Genomic DNA, 20,454 nt, shown 5'->3' on the forward strand with positions numbered 1-20,454 from the left:
CTTCTTATACTATAAGAAAATCATGAGAAAGCCTTACCTGTCCATAATCATACCCGTCTTGAACCTTTGGGAAATGACCTCCGCATGCCTTGAAAGCATCCAGAAGTTCACCAGAGGAAATTTTTATGAAGTGCTTGTCGTGGATAACGGTTCTACGGATGCAACTCTTTCGGAATGCCCGGCTTTGGGCGAAAAACTTTTCGGAGAGCGGTTTCGCTATGTACGGGTGGAAAAGAATATCAACTTCGGTCCTGCCTGTAATCTCGGGGCGGATAACGCCGAAGGGGAACTCCTTTTTTTTCTGAACAACGACACCCTGCTCACCTCCGGCTGGGTCGAACCTCTCCTTGAAATTTTCAGAAAAGATCCCGGTGTGGCTGCAGTCAGCCCGCTCTGTCTGTTTCCAGACAATAAACGGGTGCAGTGCCTTGGGATCGGTTACGCAGGCAGTCTTGGAGTCTGCCACCCCTACTTCATGTTTCCCGGCAACCATCCGGTTGTGCGCCGGAACCGCCGCTTTCAGGCTTTGAGCGGTGCGGCGCTGATGATCCCGGCGGCCCTGTTCCGTGAGATGGGCGGTTTTTTCCCTGGATACGCCAATGGATTTGAGGACATGGACCTTTGCTGCCGACTGCGCCGTGCGGGAGGACGTCTGGTTCAGGAAAACCGCAGCACAGTACTCCACTGGGCCAGCAAGACTCCGGGACGCAACCGCTTTGACAAGGAAAACATGACCCTTATCAATAAACGTTGCGCAGGATGCTTTGTTCCCGATCTGCATCGAATCGCACAGGAGGACGGTTTCCGGTGCGAACTCACGCCCTGGCTGGAAATGATCATGCGGGCTCCGGACGACCCTACAGGAAAAATTGACGACGTAGACGAACTTAGGTCCGCTCTTGAAGAATATCCCCTATGGGAAGACGGTTACGACAAGCTGTTTTCCCTGCTTCTGGAGGAAGGGAGACAAGATGAAGCTGCGGAAAGCTTATTTTACGGCACGGTTATTTTTCCTGATCCTTGCAGGTTGGAGCGGCTCGGAAAAATTGCCGGGGAAATCGGCAAAGATGACTGGGCCGCATTTGCCGAAACTAAATATACTGCAATAAATCGAGCCCTGTCCGCCCCGGAAAAACTGCACGAGCAGGCGGTAAACGTACTTGAATGGGCCGGAACGAAAAATGATCGCGAACTTGCCGCCATCTATGAAGGCTGGATTTCAAGCAACAGCTGAAGACTGTCCTGATTCAGAGGTCGAAGATTTCTTCGCGCAGCCGATAAAACAGGAATGTCCCGCAAGCATAGAGCATGCGGGACATTTCTGTTTTTTCTGTTCTGCTGTAAAAATCATCGCTCTCCATTTACATTAAGCCATACGTGGGCAAAATGAAAATTGATTTGCTGATGTTACGAAGAACCGTACTAGGAAAGGAGCTTGAACAGGTGTTCTGACCAGAGCCAGGACAGCGGCATGACGAATAAAAGTGCGGGGATCATGTTGCCGACCGGAAACTGTTTGATCCCGCAGATTCTGAACCCGGTGGCAAGCATTATGAGTCCACCGCAGGCGGAGAAGTCGGAAAGCATATCCGGGGTGGTAAGCGGCAGGATCAATGTAGATGCGGCGTATAGTGATGCTTGCACCAGAAACTGCGGGATAACGAGTATCCCGACCGTGAAGCCCATGGTCGAAGCGAAGATCGGAGCCGTGAACAGGTCCAGAATGGATTTGACGATAAGCAGGGTGGGGTCCCCGGTCATACCTTCGCTCATGGAGCCGTAAACCCCGGTTCCGCTTATACAGAAGAGAACCAGCAGAGCAACAAACTTGTCGATAAACTCTTCCTTGCTTATGTTATCCGATGGGCGGGTTATCTTTTCCACCCATCCCCTGCTTTTGTTGGCTATGGTCTGGATTCCGTTTTCCAGCCGGATCATTTCACCGAACATTGATCCTATCACCAGCGCCAGTACCACCGGCGCAAGGTATTTGACCTTGATGATCATGGCTACTCCGAGCCCCATTGACGAACAACCGAAGACCATGGGCATCCGGTTACGGATATTTTCATTGAGACGAGGGCCCAAAAGAGCCCCGGCGACGCTTCCCACAATCAGGGCGGCGCCGTTTACGTACGGACCTATCATTTATTTTTCCTTTCAAGGGCCGGGAAGCCCTGATGTTTGGCGGGCGTAAGGCAAAAAGCCGGAGAGCCGGTGCATTAGAGCATCGGTTCAGGCCGGTTTCTGCCTTGCCGGGGTGGGAAGATCAGATCTTCAATCTTCTGATACGAAGCCGAATTCTATTGCCGATTTAGTGTAGAAAACGCGCAGGCCGCCTTCTTTCAGGATGGCCATAAGCTTATCGCATTCCTCATGAGTCAAAGCCATTGCCACCTGTACCGGCGGGTCCTGAAGGTCAAAATAGTTATCCGTATGAAGACGGCCGTCGTGTCCGAAACCTTCTTTACCGGAAAACAGCGTTGCTCCGCGGACACCAAGGTCTCTTGCGGCCTTGAGTATCCAGTTGGCCACGGAAACATCTTCGTGCGTCCGATTCTGCTGGGTAAAAAATATTACAAGATATCCTTCCATTCAATAATACCTGTTATGGTTTGTGTCATGCCGGCGGGTAGGCGTGTTGCGTTCCGATTATGAGTCCGTCAATGTGCCGGTCGGCTGATACGTGAGTGATTAGACTGGAACGTAGTGCTGTTTGATGTGTTATATCTAATCCCGGAGAACCGGGCGGTACAATGACCTGCGTCACTGAAACAAATAAAAATCCGCATTCGCATGAGGAACTTAGGCAGCAGGCTTGCGCGTGTTCAGAGAGGAGTGAAAATGTCGGCTGCAACCTTTTATTCTGCATGAAAAAGGCCCCTTCCGCTATACGGAAAGGGCCTCAGATCTACCTTTCGGAACCAGGCTGTTGAAACTACCGAGAGATCAAAGCCGCATGGACTTGAACACTTCAACAGTCCTGCACCGGATTATACTTCCGGACCGGATTAAACAAGTTTCGCGGCAGCGGCGAGCACTGCATCGTAATCGGGTTCTTCGGTTATTTCCTTTACATACTGGACATACTGTACCGTACCGGTTTTATCCACGACAAAAAGTGCGCGGCTGAGCAGGCGAAGCTCCTTGATAAGAACTCCATAGCCTTCGCCCAGGGAACCGGACATGTGGTCGGAAAGGGTCTGAACCGCTTCAACCCCGGCTGCTCCGCACCAGCGGGCCTGAGCAAAAGGCAGGTCCATGGATACGGTCAGAATTTTGATGCCTGCATCAAGCTTGGAAGCCTCGGTATTGAACCGGCGTGTTTCCATGTCGCAGACAGGGGTATCAAGCGAAGGAACCGTGCTGAGAATAAGCACATTCCCGGCAAAATCAGACAGTTTTTTCGGAGCCAGACCGTTATCCACGACAGTAAAGTCCGGAGCCTTTGCGCCGACTTTGATTTCATCGCCAACCAGAGTAAGAGGGTTGCCCTGGAAAGTTATTACACCTGTTCTTTCTTTCATGATTAATACTCCATTTATTTATGCAGAATTTGATAGATATATAGCACAGGGAAAAACTTCCGACAACGATGATCTGAAATTATAATCCCACGAAGCAACTCCTATTGAATTCCAAGCCCCTGCGCACTGGGCCTACATGAAACAAAAAGGCGTCACACGGAATAAAGGACCACGGATAAGGCCTTGAAACAGAACTCGGCCCTATCCCCTTCGCGCAAACCCTTTTCGTCAATACTCCACGAGGTCACGAGGGCACACATGGGAACTCCGCTGTCCGATTCTCCCACCACCTCGGCCAGAACCTCCGTCCTTTTTATGGAGGTAATTGTGGCCGGAATAGTGTTTCGCGCCAGAGTGCATTTCTCTTTCAAAGGCTTTATTCCCACCAGCGGGGCCTTGATGGTTGCCGAGACCGGCGAACCGGATTCAAGATCCAGCCGGTAGAGACTTTCAAGCGTAATAACAGAATCTATTGTCAAACCGTCAGCCGTTACGAATTCAACATCCGCCAGAACGCCGTCCCTGCGCACGTGGGTGACGTGCCCGACAAAAGTATTACGCGCACTGGTCTTGAGCGCACTTTCTTCAAGAGCCATGCGCCGAACGATATTCTTGACGTCACTGGCCGACCATTCCTGATAAAATCCCGCAAGGTCGGTAGAGGAGTGCCCAAGCACCTTGCGCACAACCCCAAGCGGAACTCCGCTGCGCAGGAGTTCAACCGCTCTGGACTTGCGCAACACACTCGGAGCCCCCAACTGCCGTTCAAATCCGCAGGCAGCTGCCCTGTCATAAAAAATACGGCGCACATATCCCGGATCAAGCTGAAAAATCTGCCCTTCTATTCCTGCCCCGCTGGGGCCGTTGATAAGAAGCCGCAACTCACGGCAAACAGACTGAGGCAGAGGCACTTCCCGCTGCTGTCCTTCGCGGCCCAATAAAATCACCGCTCTGGAAAGATCAATATTTTTACGCTCATCCTGGCCGATAATTTCGCCGAGTTTGGCGCCGGTATGTCTAAGGATCAGAAAAAGACAGAAAACTCTGGTACGGGATCTGACATAATCGGCACGCGTGACCTTGTCCCGCCACAGCCGGAATTCCTCTTCCAGCGCGGCAAGTTCACGAGTGTCCAGATGCCGGATATTCCCTGGAACATCAAATACTTCCGATGGAGAAAGTTTACTTTCACTACTCATAATGTCCTACTGTCCCGTAAGATGCCAACTCCTGAATATCCCTCCCGATAGTCACGTTTTTCAAAAAATACGTGACCGGTTTGAAGGAGAGACTCATCCTCGCTTAAGGATAAGACACTGATAAAGCCAATTCAGGAAGACCTCAATTTGAAAATGGAGATAAAAATGAAACGCATTCCCTTACTGATTCTGGTATTGCTTCTGGCGCTGCCCCTTTCCGCCAAGGCTGCCGATCTCATGGTCGCACAGGCCGCAAACTTCATGCCCGCAATGAAGGAAATCATTCCCGCATTCAAAAAAGCAACCGGCCTTGAAGCAGAAGCAACCTATACTTCTACCGGAAAACTTTACGGGCAGATCACCAACGGTGCGCCGTTTGATGTTTTTCTTGCAGCAGACGAGCGCCGCCCCCAGAAGCTGTTCAAGGACGGACTGGCAGAAAAACCCTTCGTATATGCCAAAGGAAAGGTTGTTTTCTGGTCCCTTAACCACAAAAGCGCCGGTAGCGGCTGGGTAAAAGCCCTTGAAAGCGGAAAACTGCACAAAATAGCCATTGCCAATACGGAAACAGCTCCTTACGGAACAGCCGCAATGACGGCTCTCAAGAAAGTCGGCCTGTGGGATAAAATGCAGTCTGAACTGGTATACGCCCAGTCCATCGCACAGGTATTCCAGTTCGCATCCAGCGGCGCAGCTGACGCCGGTTTCTGTGCCTACTCTTCCATGTTCACACCCAAGGGCAAAAGCGGCAGCTTCAGTGTTGTCACCGAAGCTCCTCCGGTTATCCAGGCTGCCTGTGTACTCAAATCTTCCGAACACAAGGAAGCCGCAGCGAAATTCGTAAAATTCCTGAGCAGCCCTGCAGTCCAGGCTATCAAGAAAAAATACGGTTATGACTAATGGACTTTTATCCTCTCTATATATCAGCAAAACTGGCTGTGGCCACTACTCTTTTTATTCCGGTGGTGGCCGCACCAACAGCCTACTTGCTGGCCTTCTTTGACTTCAGAGGCAAGAGTTTGATTGATGCTGTTGTGTCTCTCCCAATGGTGCTTCCTCCCACGGTCCTTGGTTTCGGACTACTCGTCGTGATGGGTCCCCAAGGACCGATGGGAGGACTATGGAAAGACCTTACCGGAGAGCGTATGGTTTTCAGTTTTTCCGGCATCCTGCTCGCCTCTATGATTTACAATCTGCCTTTCGCTGTGCAGCCCATGAGGGCCGCCTTTGAGAAGCTGGACATCCGACTGCTTGAAAACGCCGCCGTGCTGGGCCTTAGTCCAGCGGCTGCGTTTTTCAGGGTTGTGCTGCCCAACAGCCTTCCGGGCCTGGCGGCTTCGGGAATGCTGGTCTTCGCCCACAGCCTCGGAGAATTCGGGGTTATCTTGATGGTCGGGGGAAGCATACCCGGGTCGACCAAAGTGGCATCCATCGCGATCTACGAAGCAGTAGAGGCCATGCGTTATGATGACGCTTTGTATATGTCCCTGTCAATAATTCCGGTCAGCTTTATGGCTCTTCTTGCAATCAATCATCTCAATAAAGTAAGCAGGAGAAGATCATGACCCTGACCCTCAAGATCAGGAAACAGCTGCCCAACTTTGCGTTGGACGTCTCCCTTGCATGTAAACCGGGAACTCTTACCGCGATTGTAGGACCTTCCGGAGCCGGCAAAAGTACCCTGGTACGCATCATCGCCGGTCTTGACAAGCCAGACTCCGGCTTCATCTCCCTGAAAGACACCGTCTGGTGTGATACGGATAGCAAGCAGTTCCTCCCCCCGCGCAAAAGAGGGCTGGGTTTGGTATTCCAGGAGTACACCCTGTTCCCCCACCTCAACGTCCGCAAGAACGTTGCTTTTGCGGCAGTGGACCCGGAATGTGTTTCCGGCCTGCTGCAGAAATTCGGGATATCCCACATTGCGGAAAGCAAGCCTGCCAACATCTCCGGCGGAGAACGCCAGAGAGCGGCATTCTGCCAGGCTCTGGCACGGGAACCGGTACTGCTGCTGCTTGATGAGCCCTTTTCCGCTCTGGACATAGCAACCAGAGAAGGCCTTCGCAAAGAACTCCTGGACCTGAAAAGCGAACTGAATATCCCCATAATACACGTGACACATGACCTTGAGGAAGCCTTCTATCTGGCCGACTCAATATTCGTAATGGAAAACGGCAAGCCTTCACCGCAGTGGCTGGAACGCCAGAAGAACAGGTTCTGCAATTCCAACCATCAAAAGCCGCATCTTGAACTCGTGGAGAACATGTAATGAAAAAAATAATCTTGCTGCTGCTTCTGCTGGCATTAAGCATCCCCGCAGCAGCACAGGCAAAAATAGTCATTGCCTCCGGCGCCGGTTACCGTTCGCTGGTAGACAAGATTGCCGATGCATATACAGCAAAAACCGGTAATGAGGTTGAACGGATATACGGCAACATGGCCCGTGTAACCGCACAGGCCAAAAACAGCGGAACCGTGGACATGGTCCTGGGCGACAAGAGTTTTCTCGACAAGTCGAAACTGGACTGTTGCGCACAGCAGAAAGTTGGCCGGGGCAAACTTGTTATCGCATTTCCGAAAGGAAGCAAGTTTACCGGTGTTGACGATCTGCTTGCAGCCGATGTTAAACGCATAGCTCTCCCTGACACCAAACGGGCCATCTACGGCAAAGCTGCCATGCAGTACCTGCACACCAAGGGTGTGTTTGATAAGGTAGAACCGAAATTGCTCATGGTTGCCACGGTACCGCAGTCGGCTTCCTACGTTGTCGCAGGAGAAGTGGACTACGCTTTTATCAACATGACCCATGCCCGCAAAATCAAAAATTCAATCGGTGGATTCGTGGTTGTGGACGAATCGGCATACACGCCCATAACCATTATAGTGGAACAGATGTCCCAGTCCACACATCCTGAAGAATGCGTCCAGTTCATGGACTTTCTGAAAACAGACGCTGCCCGCAAAATTGTCGCAGCTCATGGGATGTAGGCGAATGAAATGGATTTAGCAGCGATCCTTACGGACAGTGCAACACTTACTCCCCTAACCCTTTCTGCAAAAGTTCTGGCCGCATCGGGAACCCTGCAGCTGCTGGCAGGGGTCCCGCTGGCCTTCTGGCTGGCCAGAAAAAGGGGACTGCTGCACAATCTGGTAGATACGGCTGTAACACTGCCACTGGTGTTTCCGCCGGTAGCCACAGGGTTCGTACTGCTGCTCCTGCTGGGACGCAACGGACCGGCCTCGGCACTTTTCGGAGATAACATAATTTTCGGTTTCCCCGGCCTGGTTGTGGCCGGGTTTGTAGCAGGACTTCCCCTGCTGGTAAAACCGGTACAGGCGGACCTGAAATCTGCTGAAGCGGCAAAACTGACTGAAGTTGCCGCAGTGCTTGGCAAATCGGACACAGTCATCTTTTTCCGGGTACTGCTCCCCTGCGCGAGGAGAAGCATCATGGCGGGGCTGCTTCTGGCTCTGGCCAGATCTCTTGGAGAGGTAGGAATGACTCTGATGCTGGGCGGCAATGTTATCGGCAGAACAAACACTCTTTCATTGGAAATATATAATGCTGTTTTCAATGGGGAATTCGATAGGGCCGCGGTGCTTTCCATAATAATCGGCATTGCATCTGTCTCCCTTTTTACGATACTCAAAAAAGTGTCCGATTCATAATAAGCACCAACGATACTAAGGAAGAACAATGAGCAAATCAGTATTAAAGGAAATTCAGTCCAGAGCTTACGACATCTGGAAAGAAGCCGGTATTCTTGACGAAAACATTGACGTAACGGCAAGGACCCTCAGCACGGAGGAAGCCATCGGCAACCCCGAAGGCGACGATTTCCCCCTTCTCAGAGGGAAGGAAAGGCTGATGGAAGCGGATTTTCGCGGTTCCAAGGGTCAGGCTTTTACCGACCGATTCGGAAATTTCAACACCAGCCTGCGCGAAATAGCCGAAATGGAACTGGAAAACAATTTTCGCAGAGCCATTTTCGTTTCCGCGCTGAATGCGGTTCAGCGCAGCCTGGGAAATACGGAACGCACGATCCACTGCAAGGATGAAGGTCCTGCCCTGTGTGCGCCGCAACTGGCCGATTACATTGCAGACAAGTACGGCGCGCCTAAACTCGGGCTGGTCGGGTATCAGCCGGCCATGATCAAGGTTTTATCCGGACGCTTCAATATGCGCATAGTTGATCTCGACCCGGATAATATCGGTACGGTCAAGTGCGGAATTACCGTTGAAGGACCGGACAGCACGGCGGAGGTCTTGGACGATGTCAACCTTCTGGTTGTCACCGGGTCAACCATTGTTAACGATACGCTGGGAAATTTCCTGCGTGATGACAAGCCCACCATATTCTTCGGAACAACCGTTGCCGCGGCAGCGGATATGATGGGCTGGGAGAGATTCTGCTGCCAGAGCGATTAACAATAATTAAATTTCACCCCTCCCTTTACCTGGCCGGGTCGGTTCTGAAAAACCGGCTCGGTCCCCTCTGAAACAGGTTAAAAGGCGTATGCATCTGACACATACGTCATTTAATACTGTGTCTGAATGACACACCTTCTTTACGCCCTTTTTTTATGCGCAATTTCACAGATTATATTTGATATAATTTTTGATTGAGCCGCTCCTTGCAATTTTCACAAAAATTTAATGATCCAGTTTGCAATCCACATAATTCTCCAACTCTTTGTTTTTATTTAATATGCCATTTTGGACCTAATTTTGCTTAGTGTACCCTACAGGATAGCAACACGAGTGCGATCCCGTACGAGTGGACTGAGCATGTTTTCCTTTCCGAATATTTCAGCCCCGGCTCAAATAGACATTACATTCTCATCCGCCAGGACATAAGATCAACAAGCTGTTTTTTACATAATTACAGACTGTTATGTCCAAAAATTATGTCTTTTTTGATAGATTCATGATTCTTAAGCCAACCGGCGGTTGATTCTGCCGGGAGCAATTTGGTTACCATTTTCAACACCCGGAGCCTTAACACATGATGAAAACAGTTCCTGTACAGGACTCCATCGGCAACGTTCTCTGTCATGACATGACTCGCATAGTTCCCGGCGAATGCAAGGAGCCGGCTTTCAGAAAAGGGCACATCATCACCCCTGACGACATCCCGGTAATGCTCGAAATAGGTAAGGAGCACATTTACATCCTGACCCTGGAAGAAGGGCAGCTGCATGAAAATACCGCCGCCGAAAGAATAGCCAAGGCAGCGGCTGGGCCGGGAATTACACTGACTGAAATATGCGAAGGCCGCATTAACATGACAGCTTCGCCCGGCCTGCTTTCGATCAATGTTGAAGCCCTCAACCGGATAAACTCGATCGACGAAGTGGTACTTGCCACCATGCACAACGGCATCCAGATAACTGAACCTAGAGATGTCGCCGGAACCCGCGTGGTTCCCCTGGTTGTAGACGAAAGCAAGGTTATTCAGGTGGAAGAAATCTGTCGGGAATGCGGTCCCATCGTCAGTGTCAAACCTTTCCGCAATCTCAAAGTAGGCCTTATCACCACCGGAAGCGAAGTCTATCACGGCAGAATCAAGGACAAATTCGGTCCTGTAATCCGCAAAAAATTTTCGCAGCTCAACTCTGAAGTCATTCACCAGACATTCGTGAGTGATGACCCGGAAATGACCTGCAGTGCCATTTTTCAATCAATTGAAGAAGGTGCGGAAATGGTGGTTCTGACCGGAGGAATGAGTGTCGACCCCGACGACCAGACTCCTTCAAGCATCAGAGCCACCGGAGCGGAAGTTGTAACCTACGGGTCACCTACCTTTCCCGGCGTAATGTTCATGCTCGCATACTTAAACGGTGTGCCCATCGTTGGACTGCCGGGATGCGTAATGTACTTCCGTGCAAGCATTTTCGATCTGATTGTTCCGCGGATTGTCGCCGGCGAACGTCCCTCCCGCAATGAAATAGCCGAACTGGGCCACGGCGGCTTCTGCGCAGGATGCGACACTTGTCGGTATCCGCTCTGTTCCTTTGGAAAATAAAGGAAAGCACGACGTCCGCAAGGCGTCTGGGAATAAAAAACAGCAGTAATTTAAGGAGGTTTTTTTCATGATCAAACGGACTCTGAAAGTCAATGGCGTAGAGAAATTCGTTATCTGCGACAATGATGAATCCCTCGCCAGCGTTCTGCGCGAAAAACTGGGCCTGACCAGCGTAAAGATCGGCTGCGGAACCGGACAGTGCGGAAGCTGCTCCGTCCTTATCGACGGTAAAGTAAAACGTACCTGCAACCTGAAGATGAAACGTGTTGCAGATCACACTGAAATCCTCACAACGGAAGGTATCGGCACCCCCGCCAACATGCATCCTATCCAGGTTGCATGGATGGCCCACGGCGCTGCTCAGTGCGGTTTCTGCACACCGGGTTTCATTGTTTCCACTTACGGCCTGCTCGCTTCCAATCCCAAACCTACCCGCGAAGATATCCGCGACTGGTTCCAGAAACACCGCAACGCATGCCGCTGCACAGGTTACAAACAGCTGGTTGACGCTGTTATGGACGCAGCAGCAGTAATGCGCGGCGAAATGTCGATTGACGACCTGATGTTCAAGCTTCCCGAAGACGGCCGCATCTGGGGTTCCAAATATCCCCGTCCCACCGCTGTCGCCAAGGTCACAGGTACTCTGGACTACGGTGCTGACCTCGGCCTGAAAATGCCTGAAGGAACCCTTAAGTGCGCCCTTGTACAGGCAGAAGTTTCCCACGCTAACATCATTTCCATCGACACCAGCGAAGCTGAAAAAATGCCCGGTGTTGAAAAAGTTGTTACCTACAAAGACGTCAAGGGTAAAAACCGCATTACCGGTCTGATTACCTTCCCGTCCAACAAGGGTGACGGTTGGGACCGTCCCATCCTCTGCGATGAAAAGGTCTTCCAGTTCGGTGACGCCATCGCCATTGTCTGCGCAGACACTGAAAAGCACGCCAAGGATGCTGTCTCCAAGGTCAAAGTTGAACTTGAACAGCTGCCTGAGTACATGAATGCGTATGCCGCCATGGAAGAAGACGCCATCGAAATCCATCCCGGCACACCCAACGTCTACTTTGAACAGAAGATCGCCAAGGGCGAAGACAGCGCTCCCATCTTCGAAAACGCAGCTGCCGTTGTTGAAGGCGACTACTACACCAGCCGTCAGCCGCACATGCCCATCGAACCTGATGTAGGTTTCGCTTATCTTGATGACGATGGTAAACTCTGCATCCATTCCAAATCCATCGGCCTGCACCTGCATGGCGCAATGATCGCTCCCGGCCTCGGCGTTGAAATGGAAAACCTGATCATGGTCCAGAACTATGCAGGCGGTACCTTCGGTTACAAGTTCTCCCCCACCATGGAAGCACTGGTCGGCGCAGCCTGCCTCGCTACCGGCAAACCCGTCTACCTGAACTACACATGGTACCAGCAGCAGACCTACACCGGTAAGCGTTCACCGTTCTTCACCACTGTTCGTTACGCCGCAGACAAAGAAGGTAAACTCCTCTCCATGGAAACCGACTGGATCTGCGACCACGGTCCCTACTCTGAATTCGGTGACCTGCTGACTCTGCGCGGTGCCCAGTACATCGGTGCCGGTTACGACATCCGCTCCATTCGCGGTATCGGCCGCACCGTCTGCACCAACCACTGCTGGGGTTCCGCTTTCCGTGGATACGGCGCACCTGAAGCCGAATTCGGTTCTGAACTTCTGATGGACGAACTTGCTGAAAAGCTCGGCATGGATCCTTTCGATATCCGCTACAAGAACATCTACCGCGAAGGTGCCACCACACCGACCGGACAGGTTCCTGAAGTAATGAGCCTCGAAGAAATCTTCGACCTCGCCCGTCCCAAATACGAAGAAATGAAAAAGGTTGCCGCTGAAAAGTCCACCGACGAAATCAAACGCGGTGTCGGTATCGCCCTTGGTGTATACGGCTGCGGTCTCGACGGTCCTGACACAGCAGAAACCGAAATCGAACTTAATGCTGACGGTACTGTAACCATGTTCGCATGCTGGCAGGACCACGGCCAGGGCGCTGATATGGGTGTTCTCGGAACCGCTCACGAAGCTCTGCGTCCTCTGGGTCTTACTCCCGACCAGATCCATCTGGTCATGAACGACACCCGCTACTGCCCGAACGGCGGTCCCGCAGGCGGAAGCCGCTCCCAGGTTGTTATCGGTAATGCAATTATCGCAGCATGCCGCAACCTCATGGATGCAATGCGTAAATCCGACAACTCCTTCATGACTTACGATGAAATGATCGCTGCAGGTAAAGACATCCACTACAGCGGCAAATGGACTGCCCCCGCAACCGACTGCGATGAAAACGGACAGGGCAACCCCTTCAGCAACTACATGTACGGTCTCTTCGTTACCAGTGTTGCAGTAGAAATAGCCACTGGTAAAACCGATGTTGAAAAAGTACTGCTCGTTGCAGATATCGGTACGATCAACAACAAACTCGTTGTTGACGGACAGATGTTCGGTGGTATCGCTCAGGGTATCGGTCTGGCCCTCACCGAGGACTATGAAGATATCAAGAAGCACTCCACCATGGTCGGCGCAGGATTCCCTTACATCAAGATGATCCCCGACGACATGGAACTCATCTATGTTGAAACCGTACGCCCCGATGGTCCCCACGGTGCTTCCGGTATTGGTGAAATGCCTCTCACCGCACCTCATGCGGCTATCATCAATGCAATCTACCACGCCTGCGGCGCACGCATTACCCAGATCCCGGCTTACCCCGAGAAGGTTCTTGCTGCCCTCAAAGGCTAATTAACTGACCTGAATACCGGCCCCGGATGTTTACATCCGGGGCCGTACTGTTACCGGCATGAAAGTAGATCAATCAGCCGGGCATGGCTTTTTTACAGAAAGTAGCTTACTGTTCTTCAGCGTGGAAAGCTGTAATATGGGTAATCCTCACAACCGGAGTTAAATAACACCGGCCGGATACCGCTCATGATATTACACACCTATTAGGTATGGATTGCACATCCCGGAGAACGTGGCGCGGCCCTTAATATACGCACAATTGTCCTACTAAAAATTGTGTGCTGCGGGTAAGAGAGTTAGGAACCTGCGTATAATTTTTTGACAATTTTGGTATAGATTTATAATATCATTAATAACATCAAGGCAAGAATTGAGACTTATTGCTGCCCCAGAATTTACAGATGAGGCCAAGCGGCAAAAATCTATCCCCGGAACAGCAGCCGGAACAATTAAATTTCACTAAGCAACAAAAACAAGGCAGGCGGAGGCATAAGACATATGAACCAAAAAGATTTACGTTTATGGGAAGCTCGCTGCACTCAGGAAGAACCTCCGAAATGCAAAGCAGGTTGTCCTCTTCATGTGGACGGACGCGAATTCTGCAAACAGCTTGCCTCAGGTCAGGTGGACAAAGCCTGGGCGGTTCTTTGCAAGACAATGCCGCTGCCATCGATCACGGCCCGCATCTGTGACAGCGTATGCAGCAAAAGCTGTCTTCGCGAAGAGAGAGGCGGCGGCATAGAAATGGCCGCCCTTGAAAGATTCTGCGCTGATAACGCGAAACGTACTCCGCCGGTTCGAGCTCTGCCTGCCCGCGGCAAAAAAATCGCCGTATTCGGTGCCGGTCTTGCCGGACTGGGGGCCGCATGGGACCTCGGCAAAAAGGGATTTATCGTTACCCTTTTCTGCGGCGACAGCCTTGAAGCGTTCGATCTGCTGCCGCAGGGCTCAGTCAAAATAGACTTCCTCAAGCAGGAAATTGCCCAGCTCAAGAAAATGAATGTCTCCCTGGCAGAAAACACTTCTGTCGTGCCGGAGGCGATATTCGGTGCGCTGGATGAATTCGATGCCGTGTTTGTGGACCCGTTTGCCTGCACTGCAGAAAGTATGGGCCTGAATAATGTCGACCCTGCCACCCTGAAAACAGAAAAGGAATTTCTATTCGCATCCCCCGGAATCAAAGAAAAATCCCCGATAGAAAAAATCGCTGTCGGCCGCAAGGGAGCACTCTCCATCGAAAGAGTTCTGCAGGGAGCTTCGCTGACTGCGGGCAGAGACAGAGACGATCCCTTTGAAACCCGCCTTTTCACCAACATAAGCAATGTCGAACCGGTTTCTCCGGTTGCAGTTCCCGCAGAAGGTTATTCCGCAGAGCAGGCCCTTGAAGAAGCAGGCCGCTGCATTCTGTGCGAATGTCTGGAATGCGTCCACAACTGTGCATATCTTGAAAATTTCAAAAGCTATCCGAAGGTCTACGCCAGACAGATTTACAATAACTCCGCCATCGTCATGGGCACGCGTCAGGCAAACGACCTGATCAACTCCTGCATGCTCTGCGGACTGTGCGAACAGGTCTGCCCTGAAAACTTCGCGATGCAGGACCTCTGCATGGAGGCCCGCCATAATCTTGTTGAGGAGGGGCACATGCCGCCTTCTCTTCATGAATTCGCTTTCCGCGACATGGAATTTGCAGACGGCCCGTCCTGTGCGCTGGTCCGCCATGCACCGGGAACGGATTCCAGCAACCGGATATTCTTTCCGGGCTGTCAGCTGACGGCTTCTGATCCGGAAGCGGTAAAACGGGCCTATGAATATATCCGCGCCAATGTTGACGGCGAAACAGGTCTGATGCTCCGCTGCTGCGGTGCCCCTGCCGACTGGGGCGGGGAAAAGGAAATGTTCGGCAGTAAATCCGAGTCACTCTCCGAAGAATGGGAAAAACTGGGACGGCCCGGCATCATCGCCGCCTGCCCATCCTGTCTGGAAACCCTGGCCAAAGCACTCCCGCAGGCGGAAATAGAATCACTGTGGTCGGTGCTGGCCGAAAAGACAGATTCATTCAGCCAAGTTGAGCAGTCCTTGAAACTATCACTTCAGGACCCCTGCACAGCCAGGAACAATCAGGTGCTTATGAACGATGTCCGCCTGCTGCTCAGCAGCCTCGACATCACGTTCAACGAACCGGAACTGTCCGGCACAAGTACGGAATGCTGCGGCTTCGGCGGACTTCTCGCGAGCGCCAACCCTTCTCTTTCCGAAACAGTGGCCCGGCGCAGGGGTGAAAAACTCACCGATGACGGCATAACCTACTGTGCCATGTGCCGCGACCAGTTGGCCAAATCCGGAAAACGCTGTCTCCACATGCTGGATATTCTGTTTCCGTCAGGCAGCAGTGATCCTGCGGGCCGCCCTGCTCCGGGTTATTCCGAACGCAGAGAAAACCGGGTCCGACTCAGGGAGATGCTGCTGAAGGAAATCTGGAATGAGAATCCGGAACCGCGCAACGATTATGAATCCGTAAAAATTGAATTTACTCCCGATGCCGCAAAAATGATGGAAGAACGCAGGATTCTGCTTTCCGATGTACAGAAAACATTCGCGGCAAAACGGGAATCCGGACAGGTAATGGAAAACACGCAGACCGGACATAAACTGATCCATCACCGCCCGGTTATCGTTACCTACTGGGTGGAATATGAAGACAACGCGGACGGCGGATACCTGGTACACAGGGTCTGGTCACACCGCATGCACATACTGGGAGGTGTTTAATGAGCACCCTGAAAGTTCTTGACGAGGATTTCTCCTCCTGGACCTGTTGCGGGAAACCGCTGCAGCCGACTCCGGTGGAGCTGGAATATCTGGACAGCAGGTTCAACGTGGAACTGCCGGTATGTCCGGTATGCGGAATGGTACTCATCCCCGAACAGCTGGCCCTGGGCAAAATGGCTCAGGTGGAAAGGCTGCTGGAGGACAAGTGATGCAGAATCCGTCTGCTGTGCCGCTCTGGGAGCGGACCGTTTTACGGGATACGGCCGGATCAACTCTGCGGCCCGGCGGATTTGCCCTCACCGACAGGGCGGTGGATCTGGCCCGTATACCGTCCGGTTCCAGAGTGCTTGATGTGGGATGCGGGCTGGGAGCTACGGTTGAGCACCTGCGTTCCGAGCACGGTTTTGACGCCTGCGGCATAGACAATTCGGTACGGCAGCTTTCCGAGGCTCCCGGCGACCTGCCGCTGACTCTGGCAGAAGCATCCTGCATTCCCTGTGCGGATTCTTTTTTTGATGCCCTGTTCTGCGAATGCGTCCTTTCATTGATGCCCGACCAGCAGAAATGCATAACAGAATTCTCACGCATCCTGAAAAAAGACGGAAAACTGATCATAACCGATCTCTACCAGCGAGGGGAAGGAGAAGAGACAACGGACCTCAAATGTTCCTGCGCAAGCTCTCCTCTGGACCTCAACAATACAGAAAAACACCTGTATGCCTGCGGAATGCATATAGCCGCCCTTGAAGACCACTCCAAACTGCTGGCAGAACTGGCGGCAAGACTGATCTTTGCAGGCGAGCCCGACTTCCGGCTGACCGGGAACTGCTGCCGGAGACCCGGCTACATGCTTATGATTGCCGAAATGAACAGGTTCTGATGCGCTTAGGCCGTTCAATAATTTGATCTTGCCGCCGTTAGGCACAGGACAGTTACCCGCAGGAAAGAAGTTCGCTTCCGGCCTCAGAGCAATGGTAAGCATAAAATGATAATACCCTTTGGATTCTCTAATGGAGAAAATCATGAACGATACAGATCTTCGCATACTTCAACTTCATGGCTCAGGTTACTGCTGTGCCCAGATAATCATCCTGCTGTGCCTTGAAAACATGCAACGGGAAAGCCCCGATCTTGTCCGGGCCGCACAAGGGCTGTGCCTCGGCATGGGAGACTGTTCCGGGACCTGCGGCATCCTGAGCGGCGGGATTTGCGCACTGGGACTTTATGCAGGCAAAGGGACGGACTACGAACAGGCGGACGAACAGCTGCCTCTGCTGATTGAAAATTTCAGGGAATGGTTCCATGAAAAAACCGCAGCTGAGTACGGCGGTTTCACCTGTGAAAAAATTCTGGACGGAGAATGCGGAACGCCCAATCCTGACACCTGCGGGAAGCTGCTGGGTGAAAGCTACGCCCAGTTGATAAATATTCTGCTTGATGCAGGATTCAACCCGGACGAGGGAAGGGATGAAACGGATGGATATTAGTTTCAATATTCAGGAAACCGAATCCCTGTGCCCGGTCTGTCTCAAAAAAATCCCGGCCAGACGGGTAGTGGAAAACGGCGAGGCTAGAATCATAAAGAAATGCCCGGAACACGGAAGCTTCAGCACTCCTTTCTGGCGCGGAGAACCTGCATTCGAAGGATGGTCGCGTCCGAAAATCCCTTCAACTCCGCCGGTTACAGGCGAGGATGTGCGCAAAGGCTGTCCGTTCGATTGCGGACTGTGCCCCGATCACAACCAGCATACCTGCACCGCCCTTGTGGAAATAACCTGGAGATGCGACCTGGCCTGCAAGGTCTGCTTTGCTTCGGCAGGCAAACCGGTCGCTCCGGATCCTTCACTTGATGAACTGGACAAAATTTTACGCAGGGTAAGAGCCCAGGCCGGGCCATGCAACCTGCAACTCTCCGGGGGAGAACCTTCCGTTAGAGATGATCTCCCGCAAATAGCAGCAATGGCCGTAAAGCACGGCTTTCCATTTATACAGGTAAACACAAACGGCCTGCGAGTGGCCCGCGAGCACGGTCTGGCTGACAAATGGGCCGAAGCGGGAGTCAATTCCGTATTCCTGCAGTTCGACGGAACAAGTGACGATATTTTCCGCACCATCCGGGGACGTGCTCTGCTTGAAGATAAAATCATGGCCATAGAAAACCTGACCGCTGCCGGAATAGGCGTGGTGCTGGTTCCAACTGTTGTCCCGGATGTCAATGACGACAACATCGGTGAAATATTGAAACTTGCGATTTCATACTCACCGGGTGTCCGCGGGGTTCATTTTCAGCCGGTAAGCTACTTCGGCCGTTACCCGCAAGCTCCTACCGATGAAATGCGCATCACCCTGCCCGAAATAATGACCGCACTGGAAGAACAGTCTGGAGGCGCAGTACATAAAACAGATTTCATGCCCCCCGGATGCGAGCATTCCCTTTGCTCTTTTCACGCCAACTATCTGGTTATGGAGGATGGCAGCCTGAAAAAACTTTCCGCCAAAAAAGAAGGATGCTGCACGCCTCGTCCGGCATCGGAAGGAGCGGACAAGTCCAAAGCGTTTGTGCGTCGGCAGTGGGCTGCCCCGGAAAAAAGCTGCGGCTGCAAGGAAACAGAACCGGTTGACGACCTTGACAGATTTCTCAACCGGGCCAAAACGCACATTCTGGCTGTTTCGGGCATGGCATTTCAGGACGCATGGACGCTGGACCTTGAAAGATTGAAAGGATGCTGCATCCACGTTGCCTCGCCGGAAGGAGACCTGATCCCCTTCTGTGCCTACAACCTGACAGCTATGGACGGCTCAACTCTGTACAGGAGAGTTCTTGATGACTGACCGGCCTCTGGGGAAATGGCTAAATGTGCGTATGGGGCGGGAGGAGAAACTGGAACCGGTTTCTGCCGCCGAACTGCAGGAATGGCAGTTCAGCGAACTCCGCAACACCATGTTCCACGCCTCCAAAAATTCTCCCTTCTATAGAGAAAGGCTGGCCGGAGTTCAAACCGGGTCAGTACATTCCCAGACCGATCTGAGCATGATTCCGTTCACAACCGCAGATGATCTAAGGGGTTGTCCCGAGAGCTTTCTGTGCGTATCACAGGACGAGGTGGCCAGAGCCGTGACGCTGGCCAGCTCAGGATCAAGCGGAGCCCCGAAAAGACTTTTTTTCACTGCCGGGGACCTGGAAAGAACTGTTGAATTTTTCAGTTACGGAATGACTCCCATGCTGGAGAAGGGGGAGACGATCCTGGCTGTCCTTCCCGATTCACGGGTTGGCGGGGTGGGATCACTCTTCGCGGAATCCATCTCGCGCCTTGGTGGAGAGACGGTCCTCCCGGTTGATCCGTCCCACATACCGAACCTTCTGCATCTGCTTCTCGATTCCCATGCAAGCTGCATACTGGGTCCCGCTATTCAGATACATGCTCTGGCCAGATTGGCAAAAAGTCAGGGGCTTTGTATCAGCCACGTAAAATCGGTATTGCTCTGCTGGGACGTTCTTCCCGAACAATGCATGCAGACCATAACCGATGTTTTCGGATGCAGAATATTTACTCACTGGGGCATGACCGAGACATGTCTGGGCGGTGGAGTGGATTGCTGCCCCGGTTCCGGCATGCACTTGCGCGAACCTGATTTTTATGTCGAAATAGTGGCGCCTGAAACAGGGAAGCCTGTCCCGGACGGAACAAAAGGGGAAATAGTGATCAGTACGCTGTCGCGCCGGGCCATGCCGCTGATCAGATACCGGACCGGTGATACGGGCTTCATACTTCCGGGTAGCTGCCGATGCGGGCTGCCTTTGCGCAGGCTGGGTCCTGTCGAGGGCAGAATAGGGGATGGAATTACTCTGCCTGCCGGGGAAAAACTGACCCTGAATGAACTGAACGGCATCATCCTGTCACACCGGGATGTGCTCGATTTCAAAACAGTATATCAGCTTCATGAACTGGAGCTTGAGATAGCTCTGGACCTGCTGCCCGGTCATCGCCGTCATGCAGAAATCCGGAAAAGCATACTAGCCTATCCTAAAATAAAGCAGGCATCGGAACTGTTCAATTTAAAGGTGAAGACAAGACTTTCCGGGTGTGACGGCAAAATCGGCTCGGGCTTCGGGAAAAGAGCCATAACAACAATCTGAGGAAGGACTG

General features: G+C 52.2%; 19 protein-coding genes. 15 read left to right on the forward strand and 4 right to left on the reverse strand.

Annotation, left to right across the window (positions count from 1 at the left end; all coding sequences use genetic code 11):
• Positions 1-22: 22 nt before the first annotated feature.
• A complete protein-coding gene (locus tag ACKU4E_RS11700) occupies positions 23-1,234 on the forward strand; it encodes a glycosyltransferase family 2 protein (protein ID WP_320171253.1) in 1,212 nt (403 codons plus the stop codon).
• A gap of 188 nt (positions 1,235-1,422) precedes the next feature.
• Here the strand turns inward: ACKU4E_RS11700 and ACKU4E_RS11705 are convergent, their stop codons facing one another.
• The 4 genes from ACKU4E_RS11705 to ACKU4E_RS11720 all read right to left on the reverse strand — a co-directional run bounded on the left by ACKU4E_RS11705 (position 1,423) and on the right by ACKU4E_RS11720 (position 4,726).
• Complete coding sequence (locus ACKU4E_RS11705) at positions 1,423-2,148, reverse strand: DUF554 domain-containing protein (RefSeq protein WP_320171254.1); 726 nt, start codon at positions 2,146-2,148, stop codon at positions 1,423-1,425.
• A 129-nt stretch (positions 2,149-2,277) separates the two neighbouring features.
• A complete protein-coding gene (locus tag ACKU4E_RS11710) occupies positions 2,278-2,595 on the reverse strand; it encodes a DUF190 domain-containing protein (RefSeq protein WP_320171255.1) in 318 nt (105 codons plus the stop codon).
• 416 nt (positions 2,596-3,011) lie between these two features.
• Positions 3,012-3,527: a thiol peroxidase gene (gene tpx / locus ACKU4E_RS11715; RefSeq protein ID WP_320171256.1), complete on the reverse strand. Its 516-nt coding sequence runs from the start codon at positions 3,525-3,527 to the stop codon at positions 3,012-3,014.
• Between the two features lie 152 nt (positions 3,528-3,679).
• Positions 3,680-4,726, reverse strand: coding sequence for a TOBE domain-containing protein (locus ACKU4E_RS11720; RefSeq protein WP_320171257.1), 1,047 nt, complete (start codon positions 4,724-4,726; stop codon positions 3,680-3,682).
• 165 nt (positions 4,727-4,891) lie between these two features.
• Here ACKU4E_RS11720 and modA (ACKU4E_RS11725) point away from each other — a divergent pair, with 165 nt between their 5' ends.
• The 14 genes from modA (ACKU4E_RS11725) (at position 4,892) to ACKU4E_RS11790 (ending at position 20,444) form a co-directional block, all read left to right on the forward strand.
• A complete protein-coding gene (gene modA / locus ACKU4E_RS11725; RefSeq protein ID WP_320171258.1) occupies positions 4,892-5,626 on the forward strand; it encodes a molybdate ABC transporter substrate-binding protein in 735 nt (244 codons plus the stop codon).
• Positions 5,626-6,291, forward strand: coding sequence for a molybdate ABC transporter permease subunit (gene modB / locus ACKU4E_RS11730; RefSeq protein ID WP_320171259.1), 666 nt, complete (start codon positions 5,626-5,628; stop codon positions 6,289-6,291). Before modA (ACKU4E_RS11725) ends, modB begins: the two co-directional genes overlap by 1 nt.
• Positions 6,288-6,992: an ATP-binding cassette domain-containing protein gene (locus ACKU4E_RS11735; RefSeq protein WP_320171260.1), complete on the forward strand. Its 705-nt coding sequence runs from the start codon at positions 6,288-6,290 to the stop codon at positions 6,990-6,992. Before modB ends, ACKU4E_RS11735 begins: the two co-directional genes overlap by 4 nt.
• Positions 6,992-7,711: a molybdate ABC transporter substrate-binding protein gene (modA, locus tag ACKU4E_RS11740; protein ID WP_320171261.1), complete on the forward strand. Its 720-nt coding sequence runs from the start codon at positions 6,992-6,994 to the stop codon at positions 7,709-7,711. The genes ACKU4E_RS11735 and modA (ACKU4E_RS11740) overlap by 1 nt, the downstream gene beginning before the upstream one ends.
• 9 nt (positions 7,712-7,720) lie before the next feature.
• Positions 7,721-8,392: an ABC transporter permease subunit gene (locus ACKU4E_RS11745; RefSeq protein ID WP_320171262.1), complete on the forward strand. Its 672-nt coding sequence runs from the start codon at positions 7,721-7,723 to the stop codon at positions 8,390-8,392.
• 28 nt (positions 8,393-8,420) lie between these two features.
• The gene (locus ACKU4E_RS11750) at positions 8,421-9,152 is read left to right on the forward strand and encodes a Rossmann-like domain-containing protein (RefSeq protein ID WP_320171263.1); all 732 of its coding nucleotides are present in this window, start codon (positions 8,421-8,423) and stop codon (positions 9,150-9,152) included.
• Positions 9,153-9,729: 577 nt separating this feature from the next.
• Complete coding sequence (locus ACKU4E_RS11755) at positions 9,730-10,749, forward strand: molybdopterin-binding protein (RefSeq protein WP_320171264.1); 1,020 nt, start codon at positions 9,730-9,732, stop codon at positions 10,747-10,749.
• Between the two features lie 67 nt (positions 10,750-10,816).
• Positions 10,817-13,534: a molybdopterin-dependent aldehyde oxidoreductase gene (locus ACKU4E_RS11760; RefSeq protein ID WP_320171265.1), complete on the forward strand. Its 2,718-nt coding sequence runs from the start codon at positions 10,817-10,819 to the stop codon at positions 13,532-13,534.
• A 498-nt stretch (positions 13,535-14,032) separates the two neighbouring features.
• Positions 14,033-16,306 (forward strand): pyridine nucleotide-disulfide oxidoreductase/dicluster-binding protein, encoded by a 2,274-nt coding sequence (locus ACKU4E_RS11765; protein WP_320171266.1) that lies wholly within the window; start codon positions 14,033-14,035, stop codon positions 16,304-16,306.
• A complete protein-coding gene (locus tag ACKU4E_RS11770) occupies positions 16,306-16,515 on the forward strand; it encodes a DVU_1557 family redox protein (protein ID WP_320171267.1) in 210 nt (69 codons plus the stop codon). The genes ACKU4E_RS11765 and ACKU4E_RS11770 overlap by 1 nt, the downstream gene beginning before the upstream one ends.
• Positions 16,515-17,186, forward strand: a complete 672-nt coding sequence (gene trsM / locus ACKU4E_RS11775) for a DVU_1556 family methyltransferase (protein WP_320171268.1) — start codon at positions 16,515-16,517, stop codon at positions 17,184-17,186. Before ACKU4E_RS11770 ends, trsM begins: the two co-directional genes overlap by 1 nt.
• Positions 17,187-17,328: 142 nt before the next feature.
• A complete protein-coding gene (locus tag ACKU4E_RS11780; protein ID WP_320171269.1) occupies positions 17,329-17,793 on the forward strand; it encodes a DVU_1555 family C-GCAxxG-C-C protein in 465 nt (154 codons plus the stop codon).
• Entirely contained in the window at positions 17,783-19,138 is a 1,356-nt protein-coding gene (gene trsS, locus ACKU4E_RS11785) for a radical SAM (seleno)protein TrsS (protein WP_320171270.1), read from the forward strand. The genes ACKU4E_RS11780 and trsS overlap by 11 nt, the downstream gene beginning before the upstream one ends.
• The gene (locus ACKU4E_RS11790) at positions 19,131-20,444 is read left to right on the forward strand and encodes a DVU_1553 family AMP-dependent CoA ligase (protein WP_320171271.1); all 1,314 of its coding nucleotides are present in this window, start codon (positions 19,131-19,133) and stop codon (positions 20,442-20,444) included. The genes trsS and ACKU4E_RS11790 overlap by 8 nt, the downstream gene beginning before the upstream one ends.
• The last annotated feature ends 10 nt before the right edge of the window (positions 20,445-20,454 follow it).

The organism is Maridesulfovibrio sp. (assembly GCF_963677005.1).
GTDB lineage: Bacteria > Desulfobacterota > Desulfovibrionia > Desulfovibrionales > Desulfovibrionaceae > Maridesulfovibrio.